Source organism: Roseovarius sp. SK2 (assembly GCF_028807495.1).
GTDB lineage: Bacteria > Pseudomonadota > Alphaproteobacteria > Rhodobacterales > Rhodobacteraceae > Roseovarius > Roseovarius confluentis.
Window position 1 is genome coordinate 142,274 of the sequence record NZ_JARAMK010000003.1, and the last position, 25,730, is coordinate 168,003.

General features: G+C 61.6%; 27 protein-coding genes, 1 tRNA gene and 1 pseudogene. 15 read left to right on the plus strand and 14 right to left on the minus strand.

Features of this window, described 5'->3' with window-relative positions:
* The first annotated feature begins 11 nt into the window (after window positions 1–11).
* Both PVV74_RS07690 and PVV74_RS07695 read left to right on the plus strand, forming a co-directional pair.
* Window positions 12–1,712: a DUF5927 domain-containing protein gene (locus PVV74_RS07690; RefSeq protein ID WP_103762647.1), complete on the plus strand. Its 1,701-nt coding sequence runs from the start codon at window positions 12–14 to the stop codon at window positions 1,710–1,712.
* On the plus strand, window positions 1,713–3,143 hold the full coding sequence (locus PVV74_RS07695) for a sulfotransferase family 2 domain-containing protein (protein WP_103762648.1): 1,431 nt from the start codon (window positions 1,713–1,715) through the stop codon (window positions 3,141–3,143).
* Here PVV74_RS07695 and PVV74_RS07700 read toward each other — a convergent pair.
* The 6 genes from PVV74_RS07700 to PVV74_RS07725 form a co-directional block, all read right to left on the minus strand.
* Window positions 3,131–3,595: a PTS sugar transporter subunit IIA gene (locus PVV74_RS07700; protein ID WP_103762649.1), complete on the minus strand. Its 465-nt coding sequence runs from the start codon at window positions 3,593–3,595 to the stop codon at window positions 3,131–3,133. The genes PVV74_RS07695 and PVV74_RS07700 overlap by 13 nt on opposite strands.
* A 48-nt stretch (window positions 3,596–3,643) precedes the next feature.
* Window positions 3,644–4,207 (minus strand): ribosome hibernation-promoting factor, HPF/YfiA family, encoded by a 564-nt coding sequence (hpf, locus tag PVV74_RS07705; RefSeq protein WP_103762650.1) that lies wholly within the window; start codon window positions 4,205–4,207, stop codon window positions 3,644–3,646.
* A gap of 228 nt (window positions 4,208–4,435) precedes the next feature.
* The gene (gene lptB / locus PVV74_RS07710) at window positions 4,436–5,194 is read right to left on the minus strand and encodes an LPS export ABC transporter ATP-binding protein (RefSeq protein WP_103762651.1); all 759 of its coding nucleotides are present in this window, start codon (window positions 5,192–5,194) and stop codon (window positions 4,436–4,438) included.
* Window positions 5,195–5,692, minus strand: coding sequence for a lipopolysaccharide transport periplasmic protein LptA (lptA, locus tag PVV74_RS07715; protein ID WP_103762652.1), 498 nt, complete (start codon window positions 5,690–5,692; stop codon window positions 5,195–5,197).
* Complete coding sequence (gene lptC, locus PVV74_RS07720; protein WP_103762653.1) at window positions 5,689–6,312, minus strand: LPS export ABC transporter periplasmic protein LptC; 624 nt, start codon at window positions 6,310–6,312, stop codon at window positions 5,689–5,691. Before lptC ends, lptA begins: the two co-directional genes overlap by 4 nt.
* A 2-nt stretch (window positions 6,313–6,314) precedes the next feature.
* Window positions 6,315–6,926, minus strand: a complete 612-nt coding sequence (locus tag PVV74_RS07725; RefSeq protein ID WP_103762654.1) for a ribonuclease D — start codon at window positions 6,924–6,926, stop codon at window positions 6,315–6,317.
* Window positions 6,927–7,342: 416 nt separating this feature from the next.
* Here PVV74_RS07725 and PVV74_RS07730 point away from each other — a divergent pair, with 416 nt between their 5' ends.
* The 4 genes from PVV74_RS07730 (at window position 7,343) to PVV74_RS07745 (ending at window position 10,799) form a co-directional block, all read left to right on the plus strand.
* On the plus strand, window positions 7,343–8,356 hold the full coding sequence (locus PVV74_RS07730) for a TRAP transporter substrate-binding protein (RefSeq protein WP_274592797.1): 1,014 nt from the start codon (window positions 7,343–7,345) through the stop codon (window positions 8,354–8,356).
* Between the two features lie 123 nt (window positions 8,357–8,479).
* Window positions 8,480–9,055: a TRAP transporter small permease gene (locus tag PVV74_RS07735; protein WP_421998540.1), complete on the plus strand. Its 576-nt coding sequence runs from the start codon at window positions 8,480–8,482 to the stop codon at window positions 9,053–9,055.
* A gap of 3 nt (window positions 9,056–9,058) precedes the next feature.
* Window positions 9,059–10,345: a TRAP transporter large permease gene (locus PVV74_RS07740; protein WP_103762657.1), complete on the plus strand. Its 1,287-nt coding sequence runs from the start codon at window positions 9,059–9,061 to the stop codon at window positions 10,343–10,345.
* Window positions 10,346–10,358: 13 nt separating this feature from the next.
* Window positions 10,359–10,799, plus strand: coding sequence for a universal stress protein (locus tag PVV74_RS07745; protein WP_103762658.1), 441 nt, complete (start codon window positions 10,359–10,361; stop codon window positions 10,797–10,799).
* Between the two features lie 278 nt (window positions 10,800–11,077).
* On the opposite strand, the gene PVV74_RS07750 is transcribed toward PVV74_RS07745, so the two are convergent.
* The 4 genes from PVV74_RS07750 to PVV74_RS07765 all read right to left on the minus strand — a co-directional run bounded on the left by PVV74_RS07750 (window position 11,078) and on the right by PVV74_RS07765 (window position 14,801).
* Window positions 11,078–11,153, minus strand: a tRNA-Thr gene (locus tag PVV74_RS07750).
* A 45-nt stretch (window positions 11,154–11,198) separates the two neighbouring features.
* Entirely contained in the window at window positions 11,199–12,692 is a 1,494-nt protein-coding gene (locus tag PVV74_RS07755) for a heme biosynthesis protein HemY (RefSeq protein ID WP_103762659.1), read from the minus strand.
* A gap of 19 nt (window positions 12,693–12,711) precedes the next feature.
* Complete coding sequence (locus tag PVV74_RS07760) at window positions 12,712–14,022, minus strand: hypothetical protein (protein ID WP_274592798.1); 1,311 nt, start codon at window positions 14,020–14,022, stop codon at window positions 12,712–12,714.
* A gap of 47 nt (window positions 14,023–14,069) precedes the next feature.
* On the minus strand, window positions 14,070–14,801 hold the full coding sequence (locus PVV74_RS07765) for a uroporphyrinogen-III synthase (RefSeq protein WP_274592799.1): 732 nt from the start codon (window positions 14,799–14,801) through the stop codon (window positions 14,070–14,072).
* Window positions 14,802–14,872: 71 nt separating this feature from the next.
* Between PVV74_RS07765 and tsaD the strand changes: the two genes are divergently transcribed.
* The 5 genes and pseudogenes from tsaD to PVV74_RS07790 all read left to right on the plus strand — a co-directional run.
* Window positions 14,873–15,967 (plus strand): tRNA (adenosine(37)-N6)-threonylcarbamoyltransferase complex transferase subunit TsaD, encoded by a 1,095-nt coding sequence (tsaD, locus tag PVV74_RS07770; protein ID WP_274592800.1) that lies wholly within the window; start codon window positions 14,873–14,875, stop codon window positions 15,965–15,967.
* Window positions 15,964–16,923 (plus strand): NAD(P)H-dependent glycerol-3-phosphate dehydrogenase, encoded by a 960-nt coding sequence (locus tag PVV74_RS07775; RefSeq protein WP_103762663.1) that lies wholly within the window; start codon window positions 15,964–15,966, stop codon window positions 16,921–16,923. The genes tsaD and PVV74_RS07775 overlap by 4 nt, the downstream gene beginning before the upstream one ends.
* Complete coding sequence (locus PVV74_RS07780) at window positions 16,923–17,192, plus strand: YciI family protein (protein WP_274592801.1); 270 nt, start codon at window positions 16,923–16,925, stop codon at window positions 17,190–17,192. Before PVV74_RS07775 ends, PVV74_RS07780 begins: the two co-directional genes overlap by 1 nt.
* A gap of 3 nt (window positions 17,193–17,195) precedes the next feature.
* A complete protein-coding gene (locus PVV74_RS07785; RefSeq protein ID WP_103762664.1) occupies window positions 17,196–17,615 on the plus strand; it encodes an EVE domain-containing protein in 420 nt (139 codons plus the stop codon).
* Between the two features lie 323 nt (window positions 17,616–17,938).
* Window positions 17,939–18,034: pseudogene (locus tag PVV74_RS07790) on the plus strand (chemotaxis protein MotB); the annotation flags it as partial.
* A 231-nt stretch (window positions 18,035–18,265) separates the two neighbouring features.
* On the opposite strand, the gene PVV74_RS07795 reads toward PVV74_RS07790, so the two are convergent.
* Window positions 18,266–18,625: a flagellar protein FlgN gene (locus tag PVV74_RS07795; RefSeq protein ID WP_274592802.1), complete on the minus strand. Its 360-nt coding sequence runs from the start codon at window positions 18,623–18,625 to the stop codon at window positions 18,266–18,268.
* Complete coding sequence (locus PVV74_RS07800) at window positions 18,618–18,917, minus strand: rod-binding protein (protein ID WP_245890455.1); 300 nt, start codon at window positions 18,915–18,917, stop codon at window positions 18,618–18,620. Before PVV74_RS07800 ends, PVV74_RS07795 begins: the two co-directional genes overlap by 8 nt.
* A 114-nt stretch (window positions 18,918–19,031) precedes the next feature.
* Between PVV74_RS07800 and PVV74_RS07805 the strand changes: the two genes are divergently transcribed.
* Window positions 19,032–20,852 (plus strand): flagellar hook-length control protein FliK, encoded by a 1,821-nt coding sequence (locus tag PVV74_RS07805; RefSeq protein ID WP_274592803.1) that lies wholly within the window; start codon window positions 19,032–19,034, stop codon window positions 20,850–20,852.
* A gap of 21 nt (window positions 20,853–20,873) precedes the next feature.
* Entirely contained in the window at window positions 20,874–21,545 is a 672-nt protein-coding gene (locus tag PVV74_RS07810) for a flagellar hook capping FlgD N-terminal domain-containing protein (protein WP_274592804.1), read from the plus strand.
* A gap of 96 nt (window positions 21,546–21,641) precedes the next feature.
* On the opposite strand, the gene ubiB is transcribed toward PVV74_RS07810, so the two are convergent.
* Both ubiB and ubiE read right to left on the minus strand, forming a co-directional pair.
* Window positions 21,642–23,174 carry a 2-polyprenylphenol 6-hydroxylase gene (gene ubiB, locus PVV74_RS07815; protein WP_274592805.1) on the minus strand — a complete coding sequence of 511 codons (1,533 nt, stop codon included), beginning with the start codon at window positions 23,172–23,174 and terminating at the stop codon, window positions 21,642–21,644.
* A 3-nt stretch (window positions 23,175–23,177) separates the two neighbouring features.
* Window positions 23,178–23,921, minus strand: a complete 744-nt coding sequence (gene ubiE, locus PVV74_RS07820; RefSeq protein WP_274592806.1) for a bifunctional demethylmenaquinone methyltransferase/2-methoxy-6-polyprenyl-1,4-benzoquinol methylase UbiE — start codon at window positions 23,919–23,921, stop codon at window positions 23,178–23,180.
* A 95-nt stretch (window positions 23,922–24,016) separates the two neighbouring features.
* On the opposite strand from ubiE, the gene mutM reads away from it, so the two are divergent.
* Both mutM and PVV74_RS07830 read left to right on the plus strand, forming a co-directional pair.
* Entirely contained in the window at window positions 24,017–24,868 is an 852-nt protein-coding gene (gene mutM, locus PVV74_RS07825) for a bifunctional DNA-formamidopyrimidine glycosylase/DNA-(apurinic or apyrimidinic site) lyase (protein WP_274592807.1), read from the plus strand.
* A 65-nt stretch (window positions 24,869–24,933) separates the two neighbouring features.
* A complete protein-coding gene (locus PVV74_RS07830) occupies window positions 24,934–25,710 on the plus strand; it encodes an enoyl-CoA hydratase (protein WP_103762674.1) in 777 nt (258 codons plus the stop codon).
* The last annotated feature ends 20 nt before the right edge of the window (window positions 25,711–25,730 follow it).

The window sequence follows — 25,730 nt, forward strand, 5'->3', positions numbered from 1 at the left end:
ATGGGCAGAGGGTGAGCGTCGGCATCATAATGCTGGTCCACACGGCCTTTGACCGGGCCGAGCAGGTGGCGCGCCATTGGGCCGCCTCGGGCTGTCCTCTGGTCATTCATGCCGACCGCAACGTGCCCAACGCGACCTACCGGAAATTCGTCAACGCCCTGTCGGACCTTGATCAGGTGGAATTCGCCAGGCGCCACCGCTGCGAGTGGGGGACGTGGGGGCTGGTGGCGGCGACGCAGGAAGCGTCGGAAATCATGCTACAGAGTTTTCCGGATGTGCGGCACGTCTACCTTGCCTCCGGCTCCTGCTTGCCGCTGCGCCCGGTGCAGGAGCTGATCGACTATCTGGCAGAGCGGCCTCAGACGGATTTCATCGAAAGCGCGACGACGGCGGATGTGCCTTGGACGATCGGGGGGCTGGACCACGAGCGGTTCACCCTGCGCTTTCCGTTTTCGTGGCGGCGAAATCGCAAGCTGTTCGACCGATATGTCCGCCTGCAACGCAAGATCGGTTACAAACGGCGCATTCCAAACGGGATCGTGCCGCATATGGGCAGCCAGTGGTGGTGCCTGACGCGGCAGACCCTGTCGGCGATCCTGACGGACCCGGAGCGGGCGACCTATGACAGCTATTTCAAGCGCGTGTGGATCCCGGACGAAAGCTATTTCCAGACGCTGGCAAGGCTCTATTCCCGGCAGATCGAAAGCCGGTCACTGACCCTGTCGAAGTTCGATTACCAGGGCAAGCCGCATATTTTCTACGACGATCACCTGCAACTGCTGCGGCGGTCCGATTGCTTCGTGGCGCGCAAGATCTGGCCCTTTGCCAATCGGCTCTACAATGCGTTCCTGACCGACGCGGCAGGCGCGATGAAGCGGACCGAGCCTAACCCCGGCAAGATCGACCGGATCTTTGCCAAGGCCGTGGAACGGCGTACCCGCGGGCGGCCCGGCCTGCTGATGCAGAGCCGGTTCCCAGTGGAGGGGCGCGAGAACGGGCTGACCTGTGCGCAATACTCGGTGTTCGAGGGGTTCAGCGACCTGTTCGAGAATTTCGAGCCGTGGCTGGCCAAAGTCACCGGGACGCGGGTGCACGGCCACTTGTTCGCACCGGAGCGCGCCGAGTTTTCCGACGGCCAGACCGTGATGAACGGCGCGCTGAGCGACAGTGCGAAGTTGCGCGATTACAACCCTCAGGCGTTCCTCGCGAGCCTGATCTGGAACACGCGCGGCGAGCGGCAGTGTTTCCAGGTCGGACCGCGCGACCACATCGAGAAGATCGAGTGGTCGCTGGCCAAGGACCAGAACGCGCAGATCTCGGTGATTTCGGGCGCGTGGGCGGTGCCGTTGTTCAAGTCGAACATGAACTTCGCCGATATCCGGCAGGAGGCCGCGCTGTTGCAGCAGGTCGAAAGCAAGCACCTGGACGTTCTGCGGTCGCAGTGGGGCAAGGCGCGGGTGCGCATCTGGACCATGGCGGAATTCATCGAGGCCCCGATGGAACCCTTGCAGACGATAATCGACGAGATCGGCAAGCAAAGCGTGCATGGCCTGGCCGAGGTGCCCAAGATGGCCGACCTGACCGGGTTCGGGCAGTTCCTGCAGAACCTCAAGAATCAGGGGATGCATCCCTACCTGATGGGCGATTTCCCGGTGGAGCATCGCCTGCATGAGCCGCAGGGGCAGACGCGCAAACCCTACCTGGTGCGATAGATGGCAGGCCAATTCGACTATTTCGTCGTGTTTGCAGAGATGCGCACCGGGTCCAACTTTCTCGAGGCGAACCTGAACGCATTCGAAAACTTCGAGTGCTTCGGCGAGGCGTTCAACCCGCATTTCATCGGCTATCCCAACCGCGACGAGATCGCGGGGGTGGCGCGGCACACGCGCGATGCCGATCCGATGCAGCTGATCAAGGCGGTGCGGGACGTGCCGGACAAGATGGGCGGGTTCCGGTATTTCCATGACCACGATCCGCGCATCCTTGACGTGATGCTGGATGATCCGCGCTGTGCCAAGATCATCCTGACGCGCAATCCCCTGGACAGTTATGTCAGCTGGAAGATCGCGCAGGCGACGGGCCAGTGGAAGCTGACCAACGTCAAGCAGCGTAAGGACAGCCAGGTGCGGTTCGACAAGGCCGAGTTCGAGACGCACGTGACCAAGCTGCAGGAGTTCCAGGTGTTCCTGCTGAACCGGCTGCAAGCGTCGGGTCAGGCGGCGTTCTACATCGCCTACGAGGACCTGCAGAACCTTGATGTGCTGAACGGTCTGGCGAAGTTTCTGGGCAGCGACGAACGGCTGGAGGCGCTGGACGCGTCGCTGAAAAAGCAGAATCCCAGCGGGCTTGAAGACAAGGTGTCCAACTTCAGGGATATGGAACAGGCCTTTGCCGGTCTGGATCCGTTCAACCTGACCCGGACGCCGAATTTCGAGCCGCGCCGGGGGCCGGCGGTGCCCGCTTTCGTGGCCGGGGCGCATGCGGCACTCCTGTATATGCCGATACGGTCGGGGCCGGAGGCGGCGGTATGCGACTGGCTGGCCGGGCTGGATGGCGTGGCGGTGGACGACCTGCCAACCAAGCTGAACCAGAAGGAGTTGCGCCAGTGGAAACGGCGCAAGCCGGGGCATCGCGGCTTTACCGTGTTGCGGCATCCGGTGGCACGTGCCCATGCGGCATTCTGCGACAAGATCCTGCAAACCGGGCCGGGATGCTTCTTGGACATCCGCAAGACGCTGCGCAATTTTCACAAGCTGCCGCTGCCGGGGAAGATGCCGGACGAGGGGTATGATCGCGAGACGCACAAGCTGGCCTTTGCCGCGTTTCTGCAGTTTCTAAAGGCGAACCTTGCCGGGCAGACGAATATCCGGGTGGATGCGCATTGGGCCACACAGTCGTCCATCATGCAGGGTATGGCACAGTTCAGCCTGCCGGACATCGTGCTGCGCGAGGACGAGCTGGCCGAGGCGCTGCCGCGCCTTGCGGCGTCGGTGGGATATGACGCGGCCGCGGCGCCTGCGAGACCGGCGCCAGATCAGCCATTCTCGATCGACGAGATCTATGATGAAGAGATCGAGTCGCTGGTCAGCGACATCTACCAGCGGGACTACATGATGTTCGGGTTCCGGGCCTACGCCGCCTGAACCGACTGCGATTCCGTTATGATCGTGTGCAACGTCGCCGGGTCGTCATTGGCGCGCAGCTTGGCGCAGATCGAAGGATCGCGCAGGGTTCGCGAGACAAGCGCCAATGCCTTCAGATGTTCCACACCCGCATTCTCGGGCGCGAAGAGGGCGAAGGCGAGGTCGACCGGCTGGCGGTCGACCGAGTTGAAATCGATGGGCGTGTCCAGAAGCACGAGCGCACCGACGACCATGTCGATGCCCTCCAGCCGCGCATGCGGCAGGGCGACGCCATGCCCCACGCCGGTGGGCCCAAGGTTTTCCCGTTCGATCAGGGCATCCACCACCTTTTGCGGATCGAGGCCATAGACGGACTCGGCAATGCTGCCGAGTTCGTGCAACAGCCGCTTCTTGCTGGACACGGAGGAGTAGACCCGGACCGCGTCAGGCCGCAAAATCTGAGTGAACTGCATTCAGCTATGCTCCATCGGCGGCCGGCGCCGCCTTGCTTGCTCGATAATTTAAGGGTCGATCCATCCGATATTGCCATCATCGCGGCGATACACGACGTTCAACCCTTCTTTCCCTTCATTTCGGAACACGAGCACCGGTGCGCCGGCAAGCTCCATCTGCATGACTGCTTCGCCGACCGACAAAGAGGGAATATGATGTTCCATCTCTGCAACGATAACGGGCTGGAGGCTTTCTGGTTCCGATTCTTCCCCTTCGCTTTCGGAGGCGAGGATATAGGCGGATGCCTGAGAAAGTTCAATAGGTTCCGCCCGCTCTCGGTGATGGTCCTTCAATCGGCGCTTGTACCGGCGCAACTGCTTTTCCAGTTTCTCGCTGCAATCGTCGAAGGCGGCGTAGATTTCATGCGCATGGGCCTTGGCCGTGGCCGTCATGCCCGTGGACAGGTGAATCGTCGCTTCGCAGACGAATTCGCTCGCGCTTTTTGAAAAGAAGACATGCGCGTCCGTGGGGCGTTCGGCGTATTTTTCCACAATGGAGGTCAACTCGTTCTCGACATGAGTCTGCAAAGCCTGGCCGACATCGATTTGTTTTCCACTGATTTGATAGCGCATTCAGAACCTCCAAGATGCGGACAGAAGTGACCTTCGGGGCGGTGTTTCGCCCTGATCTGGGTCAATTCTGTGAGGGATAAAATGACGTTTTCTGTGTGCTCGGCCTCGGCCCAAGTGATGGGTCGCACGGTTCGAACAGTGCAAAAACCGAAAGCGTCATACCTCATTTGATCCGCGATATGGGCGTCTTGTCAATGGAGATTGCGTTAACGTGTGGCGTAACATCGCTCAGGATATACGAAAATTTTCGCCGAGGTAGACGCGGCGGACGTTTTCGTTCGACACGACCTCGTCCGGGGTGCCAGACATCAGGACTTGGCCGTCATGCAGGATATAGGCGCGGTCCACGATTTCGAGCGTTTCGCGGACGTTGTGATCGGTGATCAGCACGCCGATGCCGCGTTTCTTGAGATCCGCGACCAGGTGGCGGATGTCACCGACCGAGATCGGGTCGACCCCGGCAAAGGGTTCGTCGAGCAAAAGATACTTGGGCCGAGCGGCAAGGCAGCGGGCGATTTCCACCCGGCGGCGCTCCCCGCCAGACAGCGCCAGGGCAGGGGCGCGGCGCAGGTGTTCAATGGAGAATTCCGACAAAAGCTCTTCGAGCCGTTTGCGGCGTTTGTGCCGGTCGTCCGTGGATATATCGAGGATGGACATGATGTTGTCCTCGACCGACATGCCGCGAAAGATCGACATCTCCTGCGGGAGGTAGCCCACGCCAAGCTTGGCGCGGCGGTACATGGGCAGGGCCGTGACATCGCGTCCGTCTATCTTGACGTGGCCGCCTTCGGGATAGATCAGGCCGGCGATGGCATAGAAGGTCGTTGTCTTGCCCGAGCCGTTGGGGCCAAGCAGGGCCACAACCTCACCCTGCCGCAAGGACAGGCTGACATCGCGGATCACGACGCGCTTCTTGTAGCTTTTGCGCAGGTTCTCGACCGACAGACCGGTGCTTTCGTGGGCAATATGCAGGTCGGGACGTGCCATTTACTGATCGCCATTCTCGGGTTGCAGGATGGTCTTGACCCGGCCGGTGACGCGGGCGGTGCCCGCGCGCGTGTCGACGAACATCTTGTCGCCGGTCAGTGCGTTGGGGCCCTGCACGAGAAGCACGTCGCCCTGCATTTCGATCAGGCCAGTGTCGACGTTGTAATCGGCCTGCGACGCCTCGGCGGCATCCTCACCGCTGACGAGGGTGACACCTCCGGTTGCCTGAAGCTGCTCGATCCCGCTTTGATCATCCTTGTACACCACAAGGACGCGCGGCGCGGACAGACGCATTTCACCTTGTCCGATCAACACATTGCCAGTGAAAACAGCGGAGCCGTCTTGCTGGTTCACGTCGAGGTTGTCGGCGGTAACCTCGACGGGAAGCGTGCTGTCCTGCGCGGTGTTGCCGAAGGCGATCTGCGCTCCTTGGGCCAGAGCGGCAATCGGATGGCACAACAGGATGAGCGCGATCAAAATGCGAAACGAATGGGTCACTGTTCAATGTCCTCGGCGGGCTGAGGCGTATATATCAGCTTCACACCGTCGGTGAAAACCAAATGTGCTTCACCGGTTTCCTCGTCCCCGGTCAGCACCATGCGTCCAGCCGTAAGGTCACCGGGCGGACCCTTGCCAGAGACCTGGCCCGGCGTTTCGGCGTACAGCACATCCAGCCTGGCATCGAGGCGTTCGGTCGTCATCTTGTAGCCGGTGGAGGTGTCGACGTTAACATTGCCGATCAAAGAGGCGTTCAGATCGGATTGGTGCACGTCGCCACGGTCCGAGGTCACCGTCACGACGCTGCCTGATACGAGGTGCATTTCAGCGGTGACGTCTTCGGCATTGATCAGGCGGGGATCATCCGGCGCAGGGCGGGCGGTGTCAGCGGCGATCTTCACCTCGTCCCCGCCGCGGGTGACGCCGGCGAAGGCCGCGTTGGTGGCGCCCTGCTCCTGCGCGCGCTGTTCCAGGTCGATCTCGGCGATGGGTATGGATTTCGTGGGGTCGATGTGGCGCGATATCAGGAACAGGGTGGACAAGATGCCAAGCGCGGTCAGAGGCAGGATGATCTTCATCCATGCCACCAGCCGTGAATAGAAATTGTCCGTTGCTGCCATGATCAATGCGCGAAGATGTCCGTTTCGGGCCAGCCGGCAAGGTCCAGACGCGCGCGCGTCGGCAGAAAATCAAAGCAGCTTTCGGCAAGCTCCGTACGGCCTTCGCGCGCCAGGCGGGCGTCGAGTTCGGTTCGCAGCTGATGCAGGTAAAGTACGTCGGACGCTGCATAGTCCAGCTGTGCCTCGGTCAGATCGGACGCGCCCCAGTCCGACGATTGCTGCTGTTTCGAGATATCGATGCCGAGCAGTTCCTGAAGCAGGAATTTCAGGCCATGCCGGTCGGTATAGGTGCGGATCAGCTTGCTGGCGATCTTGGTGCAGTAGACCGGCGCGGCCAGGGCACCGAAAGCGTTGAACATCGCGGCGATATCGAAGCGGCCAAAATGAAACAGCTTCAAAACGCTGGCGTCCGTAAGAAGACGTTCGAGGTTGGGTGCGCTTGTCTGACCCTGCATCACCTGGACGATATGCGCGTCTCCGTCACCACCCGAGAGCTGCACCACGCAGAGCCTGTCCCGGTGCGGATTCAGCCCCATCGTTTCACAGTCGATGGCGACGACAGGACCGAGGTCGAGGCCGTCTGGAAGATCGGATTTGTAGAGATGGTTGGCCATGGTCCGCCGCAGTTGTTTCAGATCTATATAGTGCGCTGCCGCGCAATTTGAGCCTGCTTAAGCGAAAAGATGCGAACGCTCAACGAAAAGCCGGACAATACTGCCGTCAGGAAAGCTGGGCTGCCGTGCCGGGAGATCCAGCGTTCGTGTCTCCATGTCAGAATGCCCATTTTTATCTCGTCCTGGGGCAAGTTCCTGTTTGATGCTCCGGCGAGAATTTATTTTCCGGCCCGTTTTAAGCCGTGATACAGGATTGCATGATAGTGGCTAACCTGCTGTCAAAAAACGAATATTTAGTCGACGGTGCCAAAGCTGGACGCTCGGGGTCGCCTTGGCGCGCTTTGTAATGCATCATTGACAGGCCAAAAGGTTGAACGCAGCCTAGACGAAATCACGAGATATTAAGGAGATTGAATATGGCTAGATACTCGCACACTTCCATGGCGATGGCCGTTGCAGGCAGCATGATGTTGAGCGCGAGCGTTGCTCAGGCAGACACTTGGCGCTACGCCTTTGAGGAGGCGCTTGACGAGGTGCAGGGCGTCTATGCTCAGAAGTTCAAGGAAGAGGTCGAGGCCAATTCCGACCACACTGTCCAACTTTTCCCCTATGGCACGCTGGGCGAATCTGCCGACACGATGGAACAGGCGCAGACCGGCATCCTGCAATTCGTCGATCAAAGCCCGGGCTTCACCGGTTTGCTGATCCCCGAGGCACAGGTCTTCTTCGTGCCCTACCTCTTGCCGCAGGACACCGAGAAGCTTGGCGAGTTCTTCCGCACCTCCAAGGCCATCAACGAGATGTTCCCCGAACTTTACGCCGAACAGGGGCTGGAACTGCTGACCATGTTCCCCGAGGGCGAGGTCTGCATGACCACGCAGGAACCCGTGACCGGGCCGCCTGACCTCGACCAGGTCAAGTTCCGCGTCATGACCAACCCGCTTCTGGTGGAAAGCTACAAGGCCTTTGGCGCGACGCCCACGCCGCTGCCTTGGGGCGAGGTCTACGGCGCGCTTCAGACCGGGATCATCCAGGGCCAGGAAAACCCGATGTTCTTCATCGAGTCGACCAAGATGTACGAGGTGACCGAAGTCATCACCTGTGCCGGCCACAACAACTTCACCACTGCGGTCATGGCCAACCAGGAATTCTATGAAGGCCTGTCGGAAGAGGACCAGACAGTGATCCAGAACGCGATCGACGTCGCCTTCGACCACATCATCGACTACCAGAAAGGTCTTCACGAAGAGAGCATCGAGAAGATCAAGGAAGCCAAGCCTGACATGCAGGTCAACACGCTCAGCGAGGAAGAGCGTCAGCCCTTCGTCGAGGCGGGCGCCTCGGTCGAGGACACGTTCCTTGAAATGACCGGCGACGGCGGCAAGAAAATCCTCGACCAGCTCAAGGCCGACCTGGAAGCCGTACAATAACGAAATGGCTCTTCGGCGGCTGTGCCAGTTGGGCATGGCCGCCGTTGCACGCAACGGACGTGGGGACAGGTTATGTCAGACGAACACGGCTCTCAGCTACAGTCGCAGACCGACACGACGGGGATGGATGACGAACCCACGGGCGAATACGTCTCCACGTTACCCGGATTTCTCGGCACCATCGACATCCTGATAAGCAAGATCGAGGCGGTGATGCTCGCCGTTGGTGTCCTGCTGATGGCGGCCAACACCATCGCCAACGTGGTCGGGCGCTTCGTCTTTCAGAACAGCATCTTCTTTTCCGAAGAACTCAACCGCATCCTCATCATCCTGATCACCTTTGCCGGGATCAGCTATGCCGCCCGCCACGGTCGGCATATCCGCATGTCCGCAATCTATGACACCATGCCGCCCAAGGCCCGCAAGCTGATGATGATCGTCATCACGCTGGTCACCGCGGTCTTCATGTTCGGCCTGGCCTACTACGCCTATACCTACATCCTTACCCAGTCGGGCCGCGGCCGCGTCCTGCCGTCGCTTCAGATCCCGGTCTGGATCACGCTCGTATGGGTGCCCGTCGGCTTCTTCATGACCGGGGTGCAGTACCTGCTGACCGCGATCAAGAACATCATCGACAAGGATATCTACCTCTCGACCGCGGTGCTCGAAGGGTATGACGACACCGAGAAGGAGGTCTGACAGATGGCCCTTACCATCTTTTCCGTCATGGTCGTCCTTCTTCTGTTGGGCTTCCCGATGATGATCCCGCTGATCGTCGCCGCCTTCATCGGCTTCTACACCATGTTCGGCGGCTTCGGTCAGCTTGAAACCATGATCCAGCAGATCATGGCGGGTATCCGGCCGGCCTCGCTGATCGCGGTGCCGATGTTCATCTTCGCGGCCGACATCATGACACGCGGCCAGTCCGCCAATCGCCTGATCGACCTGGTGATGGCGTTCGTGGGGCATCTCAAGGGCGGGCTTGCGGTGTCCACCGCGGCCGCCTGCACCATGTTCGGCGCGGTATCCGGCTCCACCCAGGCGACCGTGGTCGCCGTCGGCTCGCCACTGCGCCCCCGGATGCAAAAGGCGGGCTACAATGACAGCTTCATTCTTGCGCTCATCGTCAACGCCTCGGACATCGCCTTCCTGATCCCGCCCTCGATCGGCATGATCATCTATGGCGTCGTGTCCAACACCTCCATCGCCGAGCTTTTCATCGCCGGCATCGGGCCGGGCCTGCTGATCCTTTTCCTGTTCTCGATCTACGCCTGGATCTACGCGGTCCGCAACAACGTGCCGACAGAGCCCAAGTACAGCTGGGGCGAACGTTTCAACGCCGGGCGCAAGGCGCTCTGGCCGCTGGGTTTCCCGGTGATCATCATCGGCGGTATCTACGGCGGCATCTTCAGCCCGACCGAGGCGGCGGCGGCCTGCGTGCTCTACGCGCTTGTGCTCGAGGTCATCATCTTTCGCGAGATGGACCTCAAGGGCGTCTATGAGACGGCCAAGTCCACCGGCCTCATCACCGCCGTCGTGTTCATCCTCGTCGGCGTCGGCGCGGCCTTCTCGTGGGTCATTTCCTTCGCCCAGATCCCACAGGAAATCCTGGGCTCCATCGGCATTGACGAGATGGGTCAGATCGGGGTGCTCTTCGTGATTTCCGTTGCCTTCTTCGTCGGCTGCATGTTCGTGGATCCGATCGTGGTGATCCTCGTTCTGGTTCCGATCTTTGCGCCGGTGGTCGAATCCGTCGGCCTCGATCCGGTGCTGGTCGGCACGATCATCACGCTTCAGGTCGCCATCGGCTCGGCCACGCCGCCCTTCGGCTGTGACATCTTCACGGCGATCGCGGTGTTCAAGCGGCCCTACATGGAAGTGATCCGCGGCACGCCGCCCTTCATCTTCATCCTGCTGTCGGTCGCCGTACTGCTGATCTTCTTCCCACAGATTGCCCTGTTCCTGCGGGACCTGGCCTTCGACAAGTAACCGGAGGAGAGACATGTACAAATCCATACTGGTGCCCTTTGACGGGTCGCCCAATTCAGAGTTGGCCGTCGACAAGGCCGTGGAGATGGCCGCGCTTTGCGGCGGGGCCGCGCTGACGATCCTGACAGTCTATCGCCACCATTCGATGCTGGAGGCATCGCTGTCCATGGTCCGGCCGGACGATCCGGGCAACATGGACGACGCCATGCGCACCCACGCCGAAGAGGTTGTCGGAACCGCCAAGGAACGCGCAAAGTCCGCGGGCAAGACCGACGTCCGCGCCTTCGTCAAGGCCGGTCCCACGTCGCGCAATATCGTGAAGTTCGTCGAGGAGCACGGCATCGACCTCGTCGTGATTGGCCGCCGCGGCATGGGATCAATGGAAGGCTATCTTCTGGGCAGCGTTTCGCAGAAGGTCACATACCTGTCCCCGGTTCCCGTGCTGATCGTCTGACCAGATCGGGTACGGTTTCGACGCTCACCTGCGGGCGCTGGCTGAGACTCGGCGCGCGGAGCCGGGTGGCATAGCCGGTCTTGAGTGATTTTGAGCAAAGGCCGCTCAAGCTAGCTAAAGGTTGCTGTCAGCGACGAAGGAAGCGATCGCACAAGAATTTCGGCACCTTACGAATTTAAGAAGCCGCAGGAGCGACAACGCAAGGGTGGATGTTCAGGTGGATAGAATTAGGCAGCCTGCAAACAGAAACTGATCTTCAGTCGTTTGCATAAGTTTCGTGGTGCCGCTGAAGGGACTCGAACCCCCGACCCCATCATTACGAATGACGTGCTCTACCAGCTGAGCTACAGCGGCCCCGTGGAGCGCGGCTATAGCACTCCAATTCGTATCCGAAAAGAGCTATTTTTCGGTCTTTTCGGGACCGGTGTCCTCGACGATCTCCGCGTCGGCGACCTCGGCGTCGGTGATCTTGTCGCTGTCATCTGACTCGTCCGGGGTATCCGCACCATGATCCTCGATGGAGCCGATGATCAGGGGCAGCATCTCGATCCCTGTCGAAGAGGATACCGACGACGCCGGAGGCGCGCGCCAGCTCAGGGTGTCGAACGCGTCGCAATTGTCGCAGGACGGGGCCCATTGCGCGTGAATGTGCTGGCAGTTCTCGCAGACCCACTGCGGTCCGCGGGGTGCCGAAAGCGCACGGGCGAGCCAGCCCTTGACCACGCTGTCGGACGCGCCTTCGCCGCGCTCGATGGCGGCCATGATGGTCAGCGCGCGGGCGTCGGGATCTACCTCTGCCAGATCTCCCAGCGCACGGCGGGCTGCCGGGAAATCCTCGGCGGCAAGATGCAGTTCGGCGTCGATCAGGCGGGTTTCGCGGTGATCGGGATGGATCTTGAGAAGCTTGGCGAAGCGCTTGATGCGGGCCTGCGGCGTCTCTTCGGGTTCGATCTCGGCGAAGGCGGCCGCGAGGTCGGGATGGGGTTGGGCATCCCATGCCTTTTTGATCACGCGGGTGGCGTTGCGCTTGTTGCCCTGCTCGATGTAGCCGCGCGCTGTCAGGACGGCGGCGGGCACGAGGTCGGGCGAGAGGCGGTTCGCTTCGATCGCGGATTCGCGCGCTTCGATGCTTTTGCCTTCCTCCAGAACATCGCGCGCCTCGGACAGGGCCAGAACGGCGTCGCGGCGGCGGTGGACGGCACGCGGCAGGTTGCCGGATTTCAGCTTGGCGCTCAGCGTTTCGCGTGCGCCTTTCCAGTCGCCGGTCTGAGCCTGAAGTTTCAGCAGCGTGTCCTGCACCTCTTCGTGCTTGGGTTTCAGCGCGAAGGCGGTCTTTGCCAGCTTCAAGGCTGTCTCGGTTTCGCCGTTCGCCAGTTTCTGGCGCATGATGCCGCGCACGCCGACGAAGCGGGTCTTCTCGTTGGTCAGCAGCCGCTTGTAAGTCTCCTCGGCCTTGCGACGATTGCCGGAGATCTCGGCCGCCTGCGCGGTGATCAGGTTGGTCAGCGCGGGCTTGTTGAGATACCGTTCGGCCTTGCCGGCCTTGGCCATTGCAAGCTCTCCTTCGCCCGATGCGAGAGCCATCAGGCCCTCGGACAGCGCCTGATACCCCTTTTCCTGACGATTGCGCTGGAAATAGCGTGACAGCGCGGTGTCGTCGCCGTTGATAAAGTGCAGTACGGCCACGAGCAAAGACACGAGCTTGAGCAAGAGCCAGACCGCGACGACCAGGAGGACCAGTACGATGACAGCCATAAGCGGAGTCAGGTTGAATTCCTGCCCGGCCATGACGATGCGCACCCCGCCGTCAAGTTCCAGCAGGTAGATCGCCCCCCAACTGGCCGCGGCGACGAGGCCGATGAAGAGGATAATCTTGATTACGGACCACAGCATTCTCTGAGTTCCCCCGGCGTTAATTCAATGTCTCGCTCAGCGACTGGGCCGCGCCCACCGCCTCGCGCCGTTGTGCCGCTTGACCGGCCCAATCGGAGAGTTCGGCGCGGCCCTCTTCGGGGAGCGCCTCGATTTCCGCCAGAGCGTCCTGAAGCCGACCATCGCGGATCGCCGCTTCGGCGCGGGACAACACTGCGTCCGGATCGCTGCCTTCGCGCGGCTCGAGCGACCGTGCCCCAAATTGACTGCGCAGGAAACCTGTCAGCCCGGCGCCTTCGCCGGTGGCGTCGCGAGACGTGTCGAGCGCGGCGCGGGCAGCCTCGGGAAAGCTTTCCTGCAAGCTGGAGAGTGTCGGCACACCGGCGTCGGCGGAGGACACCAGGACTTCGGGCACGTCGACGCCGGTATCCTGAAGTTCGGCCACGGAACCGGCGAAGCCTGCGCCGTTGTCCAGAGCGGCCAGGATACGGCTGATCGCGGCCCGTTGCATTGCGGCGACCGCTGCTTCGTCGGCTGCCGTTTCGGTGTTCATCGCCTCGTCGATGAGGGCCTGCAGGTCTTCGCGCTGCGCGGCAAGTTCCTCGCGGGCGGCGTTCAGTTCGTCCTCGTAGGCGGCGATGGTTGCGGCGTCGGCACTTTCGGTGACCGGGCGCTGTTCGACGTCGCGCAGCCGCGCATCGATCGCTTCCAGGGTGTCCTCGGCCTCGGTGACGCGTTCTGACAGGGTGCCAAGCGCCTCGATCTGCGCCTCGAGCGCGGAGTCGTCGGTGTTGGCGATGCCGCCGACCTTTTCAGTGAGCGCGTCGATTGTATCGGCCTGTTCGTCGAGACGGCGCGCGGCTTCGCTGACTTCACCGACGAGCGCTTCGTCACGTGGGGGTGGATTTTGCGTCAGGCCGAAGTAGGCTGCGGCGAAACCGATTGCGCCTGCGACGATGCCACCCAGAATAAGCGCGCCTGCGCCGGGACCTTTCGCCGGTTGCGGCGTTGTCGCGGGGACAGAGGCGGACATCGGCGCGTTGGGCGCGGAGTCGCTCGTTGTATTTTCGTCGGGCTGCGCGTCCTGCGGCTCGTCCGCTGCCGCGTCGGCAGACGTTTCGGTTTGCGAATGTTCTGCCGCGTCGTCATGAGACGCTGGCGTGTCGTCGGAAGACTCTTCGTCCGCCTTCGTGTCGTCAGGCGTCTCGCCGGGCGTGACGGTCCCGCTATCGTCCTGCGGCGCGTCCTCAGAGCTCTCGGTGGCTTTGCCCGCCCCGTCGGCGGTTTCGTCCGTCTGCGATACATTCTTGTTTAGCGAGATATTCGCCTTGGACGGTGGTTTCTTTGCCACTTGAAAACCTCTTTCGAATCTTGCCGCTAGTGCCTGGCGTGCCAAGCTTACTGTGGCCTGTCTCTGCCCTCAAGCCGGTTGGCATGGGACCATAGTCTTGCAACGCACGCGAGCATTGCCGGCCCGTCGGGCGTTTCCGCGACCTCTATCCTATGCGCCTTGGCCGAAGGGATGACCTCCGCCACGGCGTTGCTGATCGCCGCGATGTGCAAGTTAGTGCCATTTGGCAGCGCATCTAGCAAAAGCTGCGCGCTGCGCGGTGAAAAAACCGGAACGACAATGGTGTGCGCCTGGAGGACACGGGCAATGACGTCGTCCGGCAAGGGGAGAGGAACCTGTTCGTAGATGATGGCATCATGCGTCTCTGTTCCCGCGGAATTCAGGTAACCTGCGATATCAAAGGCCACGTGATCGCCCCGAAGATGAAGGCAGGGCGTTGCCGGCGCATCGTTCCGGATGCGTATGGCCAACTCTCGGCCGGTGCCCGGGCCGACAATGGGGGACAAGCCGCATGCGCTGGCTTTTTCGCCCGTCGCCTTGCCCACAGCGTAGCAGGTAAAGTCACGGCACGTTGTGGCCTGAGCGAAAGCGTCAACCGCGTGGGAGGAGGTAAAAATCAGCGTGCGGTAGACCGACAGCGCGGGCAGGTCCGGCAATTGCCGGATTTCCATAAGGGGCGCGAGAAGGATTTCGGCTTGGGGTCCCAGCTCCGCTGCCAGACGGGCGGCAAAGCTATTGGCCGCCTCGATGGGTCTGGTGATCAGGATCAGCGGCGGCATGAATGCTCCGGAGTTGTCTGAGTGTCTCCGCGGTGTTACCTGCGACGAGGGCTTGGCGCAACGGGCGTGACATGACGGACAATCTGGTGATCCTTGGATTGGAAAGCAGCTGCGATGATACGGCTGCGGCAGTGGTATCCCTGTCGGGGGACAGCGCCGAGATCCTGTCTTCGGTCGTACTGGGGCAGGATGCGCTGCACGATGCGTTTGGCGGCATCGTGCCGGAAATTGCGGCCCGCGCCCATGCCGAGAAACTGGATATCTCGGTGAAACAGGCTCTGTCTCAGGCGAAAGTGGGTCTTGGGGATGTCACCTTGGTGGCGGCGACCGCAGGACCGGGGCTGATCGGCGGTGTGCTGTGCGGGGTGACGACAGGCAAGGCCATCGCCGCCGCGCGGGGCATTCCTTTGGTCGGAGTGAACCACCTTGCGGGACACGCGCTGACGCCGCGGCTGACCGATGGTCTGGCGTATCCTTACGTGATGCTGCTTGTTTCTGGCGGGCATTGTCAGTTCCTTGTGGTCGAGGGCTGTGACCAGTTCACGCGTCTGGGCGGCACGATTGACGATGCACCGGGCGAGGCGTTCGACAAATCGGCCCGGCTGCTTGGCCTGGGCCAGCCGGGAGGGCCGGCGATCGAGTGCGCTGCGCGCGACGGTGACCCGGGGCGTTTTCGATTTCCTCGCCCGCTTCTGGACAGGTCGGGATGCGATATGTCTTTTTCCGGTCTCAAGACCGCGCTGTTGCGGGCCAGGGACACGGTGATCGCAGAAAAGGGTGGCCTGACGCGGCAGGATCGGGCCGATCTCTGTGCAGGGTTCCAAAGGGCGGTCGCAGATGTGCTGCAGGAAAAGACGCGACGTGCCCTCACCGAGGCGCGCAGGCAACTGGCCGAACCGCCCGCACTGACCGTGGCGGGCGGCGTTGCGGCGAACACCGAAATAAGGACTGGACTAGAGACTGTTTCAGGCGAATTCGGCGTGCGGTTCGTGGCGCCGCCCCTGGCGCTTTGCACTGACAATGCCGCGATGATCGCTTACGCTGGTGGGGAACTCTTTCGTGCGGGGCGCATTGACGACATGACGTTGGCCGCGCGTCCGCGCTGGCCGTTGGACAAGCGCAGTCCGGCCTTGCTGGGCGGTGGAAAGAAAGGGGCAAAGGCATGATCTTGGTGATCGGCGCCGGTGCATTCGGCACGGCCCTTGCAGTATCGCTGGCGCGCAATGGTCCGGTGGCACTTTGGGCGCGGGACGAAGAGCACGTGCGGGAGATGAACGCGACCCGGGAGAATGCGCGACGATTGCCGGGGGTCGCTTTGCCGGAGAATGTAAGCGTTTCAGCAGAGTTGGAGACTGTTTCAGAGGCGGAAATCGTTCTCTTGTCGGTCCCGACACAGAAACTTCGCACGTTTCTGGAAACGCACGGTCGGTCGCTGGCGGGAAAGCCCTTGGTCGCCTGTTGCAAGGGGATGGAGCGCGGCACCGGGCTGAGACCGACACAGATCATCGCGGAGCACGTCCCCGACGCCGTCCCGGCCATGCTGACAGGTCCGTCCTTTGCCCATGACATTGCGCGGGGTCTGCCGACGGCGCTGACTTTGGCCTGTGCCGACGAACGCGTGGGCGAGAGCCTGCAACAGCGGCTGACGACGCCCAATATCAGGCTCTATCGCACTATGGATGTAACAGGTGCAGAGCTGGGCGGTGCGCTCAAGAACGTGATTGCGATTGCGTGCGGCGTGGCGATTGGCGCCGGGTTGGGCGAAAGTGCACGTGCGGCGCTGATGACTCGTGGTTTTGCCGAACTGGTCAAGGTGGCGGAAATGCACGGCGCCAGGGCAGAGACGCTGGCAGGGCTTTCGGGATTTGGTGACCTGGTGCTGACCTGCACCTCCGAGCAATCGCGCAACTACCGCTACGGCCAGAGCCTGGGACGCGGAGAGACATTCGATACTGGCGTGACAGTCGAAGGGGCCGCGACGGCGCAGGCGCTGGAAAAGATGGCGCGGGAGGCGGGGCTGGACCTGCCGATCACGCGCGTGGTGACCGGATTGGTGCGCGGTGAATTGAACGTTCGCGACTCGATGGATATGCTGCTTCAACGGCCATTGAAGGAAGAATGATGCTGATCGCTTTGATTGCCCGGGACAAGCCCGGCGCCTTGCAAACCCGTCTCGACAACCGTGACGCGCACGTGGCCTACCTGAAGGAGACGGGCGTCGTGAGCCAGGCGGGTCCTCTGCTGGATGCGGATGGTGGCATGATCGGCTCGCTGGTGGTGCTGGAGGTCGAGGATATGGCGCAAGCCGAGGCCTGGGCCGCGAAGGACCCGTACAAGGCGGCGGATCTGTTCGAAAGTGTCGAGCTGATCCCCTGGAACAAGGTAATCTGACCGATGCGGTATTGGCTGTTCAAGTCCGAGCCGTCGACATGGAGCTGGGATCAGCAGGTCGCACGGGCGGAGGCCGGCGAGGAATGGGACGGCGTGCGGAACTACCAGGCGCGGAACTTCATGCGCGAGATGGCGGTGGGCGATCGGGGCTTTTTCTACCATAGCCAGACGGAAAAGGCGGTGGTCGGTACCGTCGAGGTGATTGCCGAGGCGCATCCCGACAGCACGACCGACGACGATCGCTGGGACTGCGTGGATATCAAGGCGGTGGAAACAGCGAAAACGCCGGTGACGCTCGATATGATCAAGCAGGATCCCCGCCTTTCGGAGATGGTGCTGGTGCGCAACTCACGTCTGTCGGTGCAGCCTGTAACCGCTGAAGAATGGAAGATTGTCTGTGAAATTGCGGGTCTGACGGCGTAGCCGCTTCAGCATTTCGGCGGCGATAATCCCGTGAGTTCGTACGGAGGGTATCGCGCGTATCGGCCGATACCCTCCGTTGCCCCACGTGCTCCCTACGCACCACACGTGTCTCTGGAAATGGTTTCGGCCATACTGGCGCGATCATGAGTTGGATATCACTTTCTCGCCCGATTCACAAAAACCGAATGCCCGGCATTTCACTAAAATGCAGTGGTTGCCCCGCGGCGATGCGCGACCCGATAAAGCGGACAAATTGATCTGTTAACAGCCGAGTAAGACCTGGTCTGCTAACGATCGTTTCGGGTGAGTGAATAGGTGGTGAGATGAGTGCGTCTGGTGACAATGCCGCGCCAGTCATCATCAAACGGAAAAAGGTCACGGGCGGTGACGGGCATCATGGCGGTGCCTGGAAGGTCGCGATAATAGCATAGTCCTTTTGCTGCGACGCTTTTGCGCCGATACATGTCCACCGCCCCGGGGCGGTGGTTTCGAAAGTCGTTCTGACGTTTGCGATGCACGTTGTCGGCATCGCGCCATCCACCTTGGGACGCAGGCCGAGAAATGCCTTGAAAGTACTAAGAGAGTCCTAAAACGGCTGTGGGTCTGTGACTGGCATTTGAGACAAATTCTCTTGAAAAAAGTCCCGGGAATTATGCTCGCTTTTCCAACTGCCGCGTGACCTGGGCGTCGATCGTCTTCTTCTGTCCGTCCTCGCCGTAGGTCTCCAGCGAACGGCGCACCTTTCTCACGGCGGCAAGCCGTGCGGAGGCCCGTCTTATTCCCTGCAGCGCGCCATCGAGCAGCACCTGGTTCCGGGCAAGTTTGTCCTGAACTTCCGATATCGCGGCGGCATCTGCCGCGTCGAGTTCGCTCAGCGCGTCGATCAGGCTCTCCTTGCGCGCCAGCAGTCGTGACATGTCGTCGAGGTTGCCGCCGAGGACGGCCTCGCGCTCGGCGTCCAGCAGATTGTCCAGTTCGTCGACCAGGTCTTGTGCGGAATGTTTAGTCATTGCTTGTCTCCAGCATCGCGTTCAGGAAATGTTCGGAAAGGCCGATGCCCCCGGCCTCCGCGATCTTGTCCGCGACCGCCTGACGGTGGAACGAGGCGAACTGATCTTCGCCGGTCCCGCCGGAAAACGAGTTCACCTGTTCGCCGAAACCGGCGGCCTTCAGCATCTCGGCGAGAAATGTCGCTTCCAATTTCTGTGCGGCCTGCTGCGCAGCATGCAGTGACGTGCGTGCAACAGGGGGCGGCAAAGGGCTCACGCCCAGCTTAGGTTTCATCGGTAAATGATCGGTCACCAGAATCCCTCGAATGCTGTGAACTTTTCGGGATAGGACACCAAAGCGGTAAAGAACTGGTAATCACGATCTGCGAAGTTCGACGGGCTGAGGAAGAAATCCCGGAGCTCAAGAATGTTTTACACGGTCACAAGCGAGACGTCTGCCGCACAGACAAACAGCGGGAATGCGGTAAGGAATGTGCCTGCCGCGGAGGACGGCAAAGCCGAGGGCAATACGCACCGCCCCAGCTTTGCTTCCGTGTTTGTCGAGGCAGTACCGCGTCCCTCTGAGACCGACACTCCCAAGCAGAAAGCGAAAATCGATCTTCAAGTGGAGGATCCCGACGCGCACACAGAGGCATCGGGCGAGGCCATCGAATCCGACAGTGGTGAAACCGATGCGCCGGTTGAGGATGAGCACCCGATCGCCACGGAGGCCGCAGAAGAGTCTCGCCTTGTCGCCGGGGTGAGCGAGGCGGAAATCGAAGAGCAGAATGCCACGCCGAAACATGACGCGCTTCGCAAGGATAGAACGGCACTGACAGCGTCCTTGCCTTCGAAGCCTGTCATAGCGTCGGACGGGAAAGGTGAGGTCTCTTGGGCGGGCAACGCCCGGGACCACAAGGTTGAGGGCCGGAACGCTGCGCCGCAAGCGAGGCACCAGGCTCCGGCTGAGCCATCGCAGAACCCGGTGCGCAGCCCTGATGGTTTCGGTGCCGAGCGTGACCTCGCTCAGGGCAATGGCCCATCGGATCCGGCGGGCCGGACAAGTTCTGCTGCGCCTTCGCCGGGGGCCGCGAAGTCTGCAGAGTTTCTTGCCACAGCGGGCGTGAGACCTCAGGTCGGGTATTTCGCTCCTTCGGCAGACGGCGAGTTTCGTGCGGACGAAGCGCTGACACGAAGTCCGACAGTCAATTCCAGGCCAGAGAATTACATGCTGGTACCCCAATCTGGCGACAAAAGACCCAATCAGGCTGTTGTGATTTCATCGGATCAAGCGGGCGAGGCCGACAATACCGTCTCCAGGCAAGAGCGGGATATTCGCTCGGTTCCGAATGTCCAGAATCGCGTCGGCGCTGGCACGCTATCCCAGTTCGTGGTGCTAGACGGCGGGGTCGCCGCGCCGCCAACGCAAAGCATCGTGAAGTCCGAACCTTCGGTCGGCATGGGTCGTGGATGGTCATCGGCCGTTCCGGCATCCGATACATTCGCGCGTCAGATCGCGATGTCGAAGCCCGCGGCCGAAGTGCAGCAGGTCCCGAACTCGGAACCGGCCGACTATCGCAGGCTGTCCGCGGCGGAGGCGCGAACGGCCAACCAGGGCACTCTGCAGCCGGACCTCGCGCCAGCCTACGGCAGCAAGCCGGTTTCCAGCCCCCCGATTGTCACATCCGCAGTCGTTCCCGAGAACTTGGATGCGCACAGCAAAGGCGAGGATTGGGCTAGGACATTCGAACCGGACAGTAGCCGCATGAATACCGTCGGCGCCTTGACAAGCCAGGTCGAGACCAGCGCGCCGTTGCGCACAAGTCTTGTTGGCTTGGCGCGAATGCCGCGCCATGTTTCGGAACAACTGGCAGCGGGCTTGCGCCGGGCGACGGAACAATCCGCCGAAATTCGCTTGAACCCGGCCGAGCTTGGGCGGGTCCGGATCAACCTGCAGACCAGCGATACCGGCGTCGTCGTGAGCGTATTGGCTGACAGGCCGGAAACGCTGGACCTGCTGCGGCGAAACTCCGACATCCTGGCGCAGGAGTTCCGTGAGATCGGCTATGGCGCGGCAGAATTCTCGTTCGGACAAGGCGGCGATCCGCAAACCGGTCAGAAGAGTGCCGCGGATCGCGGCTCGTATCGGCATGACGTGGCCGAACCGGATGGTGATGCGACGCCTGACGTCGCGCCACTGGATGTATCTACCCGGATAGCGCTGGACCGCGTCGATATTCGGCTCTGATCTATTTCAAAGGACAATATCATGGATATCTCTACTCTTTCCGTAAACACCGCTGGTGCGTCCGCAAGCGGGACCGCAACCACTGCAAGCGGCTCATCCACACTGAGTTCGGATTTCGAGACGTTCATCCGCATGCTGACAGTGCAGATGGAGAACCAGGACCCGCTGAACCCGATGGAGTCGACGGAGTTCGCGACACAGCTTGCGACCTTCTCTGGCGTGGAACAACAGGTAAAGTCCAACGACCTGCTGTCGGCCCTCGGAGCGCAAATGAGCCTTCTGGGCGTGTCGCAAATGTCGGGCTGGATTGGTATGGAGGGCCGCGCGATCGCCCCGGTCAGGTTTGATGGAACTCAGGTGAATTTGACAATTTCGGGCGACAACCTCGCTGATCGGCACGACCTGGTGGTTCGTGATGGCTCAGGCAACGAAGTTCAGCGCCTTGCCGTCTCTGGCGAGCGGCAAGAGATTGCCTGGCTGGGCAGCGATCCTGAAGGTAACCAACTGCCGCCCGGAACATATGACCTGAGCGTCGAGTCTTTTACCGGGGAAGAGATCGTCGAGACGACACCGGTGCAGGTCCATGGCAGAATTGTCGAGGCGAGGAGGGAGGCAGATCAAACCGTACTGGTGATGGAGAACGGTCAGGAAGTGGGAGCCTCCGACATTCTGGGGCTTCGTTTGCCGAGGTAAGATGAAAATATTGGCGAATTGGCCACATTCGGGCGCTAATAACCGGATTCTTTTCGATCTCTACGGATTGGCAGGAGTCACATCAAAACCACGTCTTCAGAAAAACATCGTTGCCAGCAAAGTTGCCATGGCACCAAGCGTGATGCCCATACCCAGCCATAGCACGGATTTCCAGCGCAGGCCGCGCGTTGGCTCCGGTTCGGGCGACGATTGGCGGATCAACGCGCTTTCGACTATCTTGGGCAGGCGCGGCCCATACCGCGACAGCACCATCAGCGTGCGGCGCAGGTCGCGCACCGCGGCGCCGGGGCCGATGTTCTTGCGGATGTAATCCTCGACCACGGGCTTGGCGACCTGCCAGATGTTGGTCTGCGGGTTCAGGCTTCGCGCGACACCCTCGACAACGACCATCGTGCGTTGCAGAAGGATAAGCTCGGTGCGGGTCTCCATCCCGAATCTTTCTGTCACTTCAAATAGATAGCTTAACAGCCCGCCCATCGAGATCTTAGAGGCATCCATGCCGAAAATCGGCTCGCCGACGGCTCTCAGCGCACGGGCAAAGTCGTCCACGTCGCGGTCGGGGGGGACGTAGCCGGCCTCGAAATGCACTTCGGCGACACGCTGGTAATCGCGCTTGATAAAGCCATAGAGGATCTCGGCATAGACCCGGCGGGTGTATTCGTCGATATGCCCCATGATCCCGAAATCATAGGCGATGATATCGCCGTTCGGCGCGACCTTCAGGTTGCCCTGGTGCATGTCGGCGTGAAAAAAACCGTCTCGCAGGGCGTGTTTCAGGAACAGTTGCAGCACCCGTTCGCCAAGCTCCGCCCGGTCGTGGCCGGCGGCGTCTATGGCGGCGTTGTCGCCCATCGGCGCCCCGTCGGCCCATTCCATCACCATCACGCGCCGCCCGGACATATCCCAGTTGACGGCCGGCAGGCTGAAGCCTTCATCCTCGGCGGTATTGGCGGTGAACTCGCTGGCAGAGGCCGCTTCGAGACGCAGGTCGAGTTCTCCGTTAACCACGCCCTCGAAATGGGCGATCACGTCGCGCGGTTTCAGGCGGCGCGCGGACGGAGACAGCACCTCGATCATGCGCGCCGCGAAATAGAACGCGTCGATGTCCCGGCGAAAGGCCCGCTCGATTCCCGGGCGCAGCACCTTGACCGCCACGTCCTGTCCAGTGTCTCGCAGCCGCGCCTTGTGCACCTGCGCGATCGACGCGGCGGCAATCGGGTCGCTGAACTCCGAGAAAACGGCATCGACCGGCTGACCCATCGAGCTGGCGACACTGGCCTTGGCCACCTCCGCATCGAAAGGCGGCAGCTTGTCCTGCAACACCCGCAACTCCTGGGCCAGCGCATCACCGACGATGTCGGGCCGGGTCGAGAATACCTGCCCGAACTTGATATAGGCCGGGCCCAGCGCGGTCAGCGCGCGCAGCGCGGGCGGCATATTGGTGTCGCCCTTGTAGCCCAGCCATTGAAACGGCCAGGCGAGGAATCGCATGGTGCCGCGCACCAGCGGCGGCGCGTCCATCGCATCCATGATCAGGCCCATGGCGCCGGTGCGTTCCAGCGTGGCGCCCGTGCGGATCAGGCGCAGGATGTTGTGCGGTCCGCGCATGGCTCAGATCTTCCAGCCGGAATGCAGGCAGGCTATTCCCATGCTCAGGTTGCGGTACTTGGCCTGGTCGAACCCGGCTTGCCGCACCATGCCCAAGAACGTTTCCTGGTCGGGGAACTTGCGGATCGACTCAACAAGGTACTGATAGCTGTCGCGATCCCCGGCGATGGCCTTGCCCATCTGCGGAATGATGTTGAAGGAATACAGGTCATAGACCTTCTGCATCAGGTCGTTCGGGATCTGGCTGAATTCCAGCACCATCAGCCGCCCGCCGGGTTTCAGCACGCGAAAAGCTTCGTTCAGGGCCTCCTGCGGTCGGGTGACGTTCCGGATACCGAAACTGATCGTGTAGACATCGAAACTGTTGTCGGCAAAGGGCAGCGCCATCGCGTCGCCCACCACCCAGTCAAGGCTTTCGGCCATCTGTTCCGCCTCGGCCCGCTTGCGGCCTTCGACCAGCATTGGTTCGGTCAGGTCCAGAACCGTGGCGTGGCCCGATCCGGCGCGTTCGAGGAACCGAAAGGCAATGTCCCCGGTGCCACCCGCCACGTCCAGCAGGCGCTGGCCCGCGCGCGGCGCCAGCCAGTCCATCATCGCGTCTTTCCAGACGCGGTGGATGCCGAAGGACATCGCGTCGTTCATCACGTCGTATTTCGACGCGACCGAGCCGAACACGCCGCGCACGCGGCCCGCCTTTTCCTCCTCGGGGATGTCCTCGTATCCGAAATGCGTTGTTTTCCCGGTCATTTATCCCCGCGGCCTTGCCGTTTGATCCTCAAGTCCTTCTTATAGGTCGCCGGGGGCGGGTTACAATGCGCCCGTTTGGTCGCAGAGGGGGCAGAATGCCGGAATTGCCAGAGGTCGAGACAGTGCGCCGCGGGCTGGAGCCCGCGATGACCGGTGCCGTGATCGCGTCGGCACAGGTCAACCGCCCCGACCTGCGCTGGCCCTTTCCGCCGGGCATGGCCACGCGGCTGACCGGACAGCGTGTCCTGGGTCTGCGGCGGCGGTCGAAATACATCCTTGCCGACCTGTCCTCGGGCGAGACGCTGTTGATCCACCTTGGCATGTCCGGCCGCATCCTGATCTCGGGAGATCCGCTGGGGCAGTTCGTGCACGATCATCCCGCGGCGGAGAAACATGACCACGTGGTGCTCGACATGGCCAACGGCGCCCGCATCACTTTCAACGACCCGCGCCGCTTCGGCGCGATGGACCTGATGGCCACCGACAACGCCGAGGCGCATCCCCTGCTGGCCAAACTGGGCCCCGAGCCCTTGGGCAACCAGTTCGACGAGCCTTATCTCGTCGCAGCGCTGCAGGATAAGAACACGCCGATCAAATCGGCCCTGCTGGATCAACGAATCGTGGCGGGGCTGGGCAATATCTACGTCTGCGAGGCGCTCTTCCGGGCCGGCATCTCGCCCCTGCGCCGCGCCGGACGAATCTCGGCCAAGCGGGTCGCGGCACTGGTGCCGATCATCCGCGCCGTGCTGAACGACGCGATTCTCGCTGGTGGGTCTTCGTTGCGCGATTTCCGCCAAGCCGATGGCGAACTTGGATATTTTCAGCACAGCTTCGACGTCTACGACCGCGTAGGCGCCCCCTGCCGCCGCCCCGGCTGCCCGGGAAATGTGCGCCGCGTCGTTCAATCGGGCCGGTCGAGCTTCTATTGCGCGACCTGCCAAAGATAACCTTGATCCGACTGACCCAAATGGTAATGACTCAAATCTGACAGAAACAAGCGAAAGCAGATTTCATGGCCTATGAGACGATCATCGTCGAAGTAGAAGACCACGTCGCCAAAATCACCCTCAACCGCCCCGATGCCCTGAATGCCCTCAACGATCAGTTGCTGGGCGAACTTGTCGATGCGTTGCAGGATGCCGAAGGCAACGACAAGGTGCGCTGCATCGTCATCACCGGCTCGGAAAAGGCTTTCGCCGCCGGCGCGGACATCAAGATGATGTCGGAAAAGTCCTTCGTGGACGTCTTCGCCGGCAACCTCTTTGGCCCCGAGGCGGACGCCATCGTGCGCATCCGCAAACCGATCATCGCCGCCGTGTCGGGCTATGCGTTGGGCGGCGGGTGCGAGCTTGCCATGATGTGCGACTTCATCATCGCCGCAGACAACGCCAAGTTCGGCCAGCCCGAGATCAACCTCGGCGTGATGGCCGGGATGGGCGGCAGCCAGCGCCTTACCCGTTTCATCGGCAAGTCGAAATCCATGGACATGAACCTGACGGGCCGCTTCATGGATGCCGAAGAAGCTGACCGTTCGGGCCTTGTCAGCCGCGTCGTTCCGGCCAAGAAGCTTGTGGAAGAGGCCATGGCCGCCGCAGGCAAGATCGCCGAGAAGTCCATGATCACCGTCATGGCGGTCAAGGAAGCGGTCAATCGTTCTTACGAGGTGCCTTTGGCCGAGGGTCTGTTGTTCGAGCGCCGCGTGTTCCACTCGCTCTTCGCGACCGAGGACCAGAAGGAAGGCATGGCCGCCTTTGCCGAGAAACGCGAAGCGCAGTTCCGCGACAAGTGAGGGGCAGGGGCCTGTCTGCC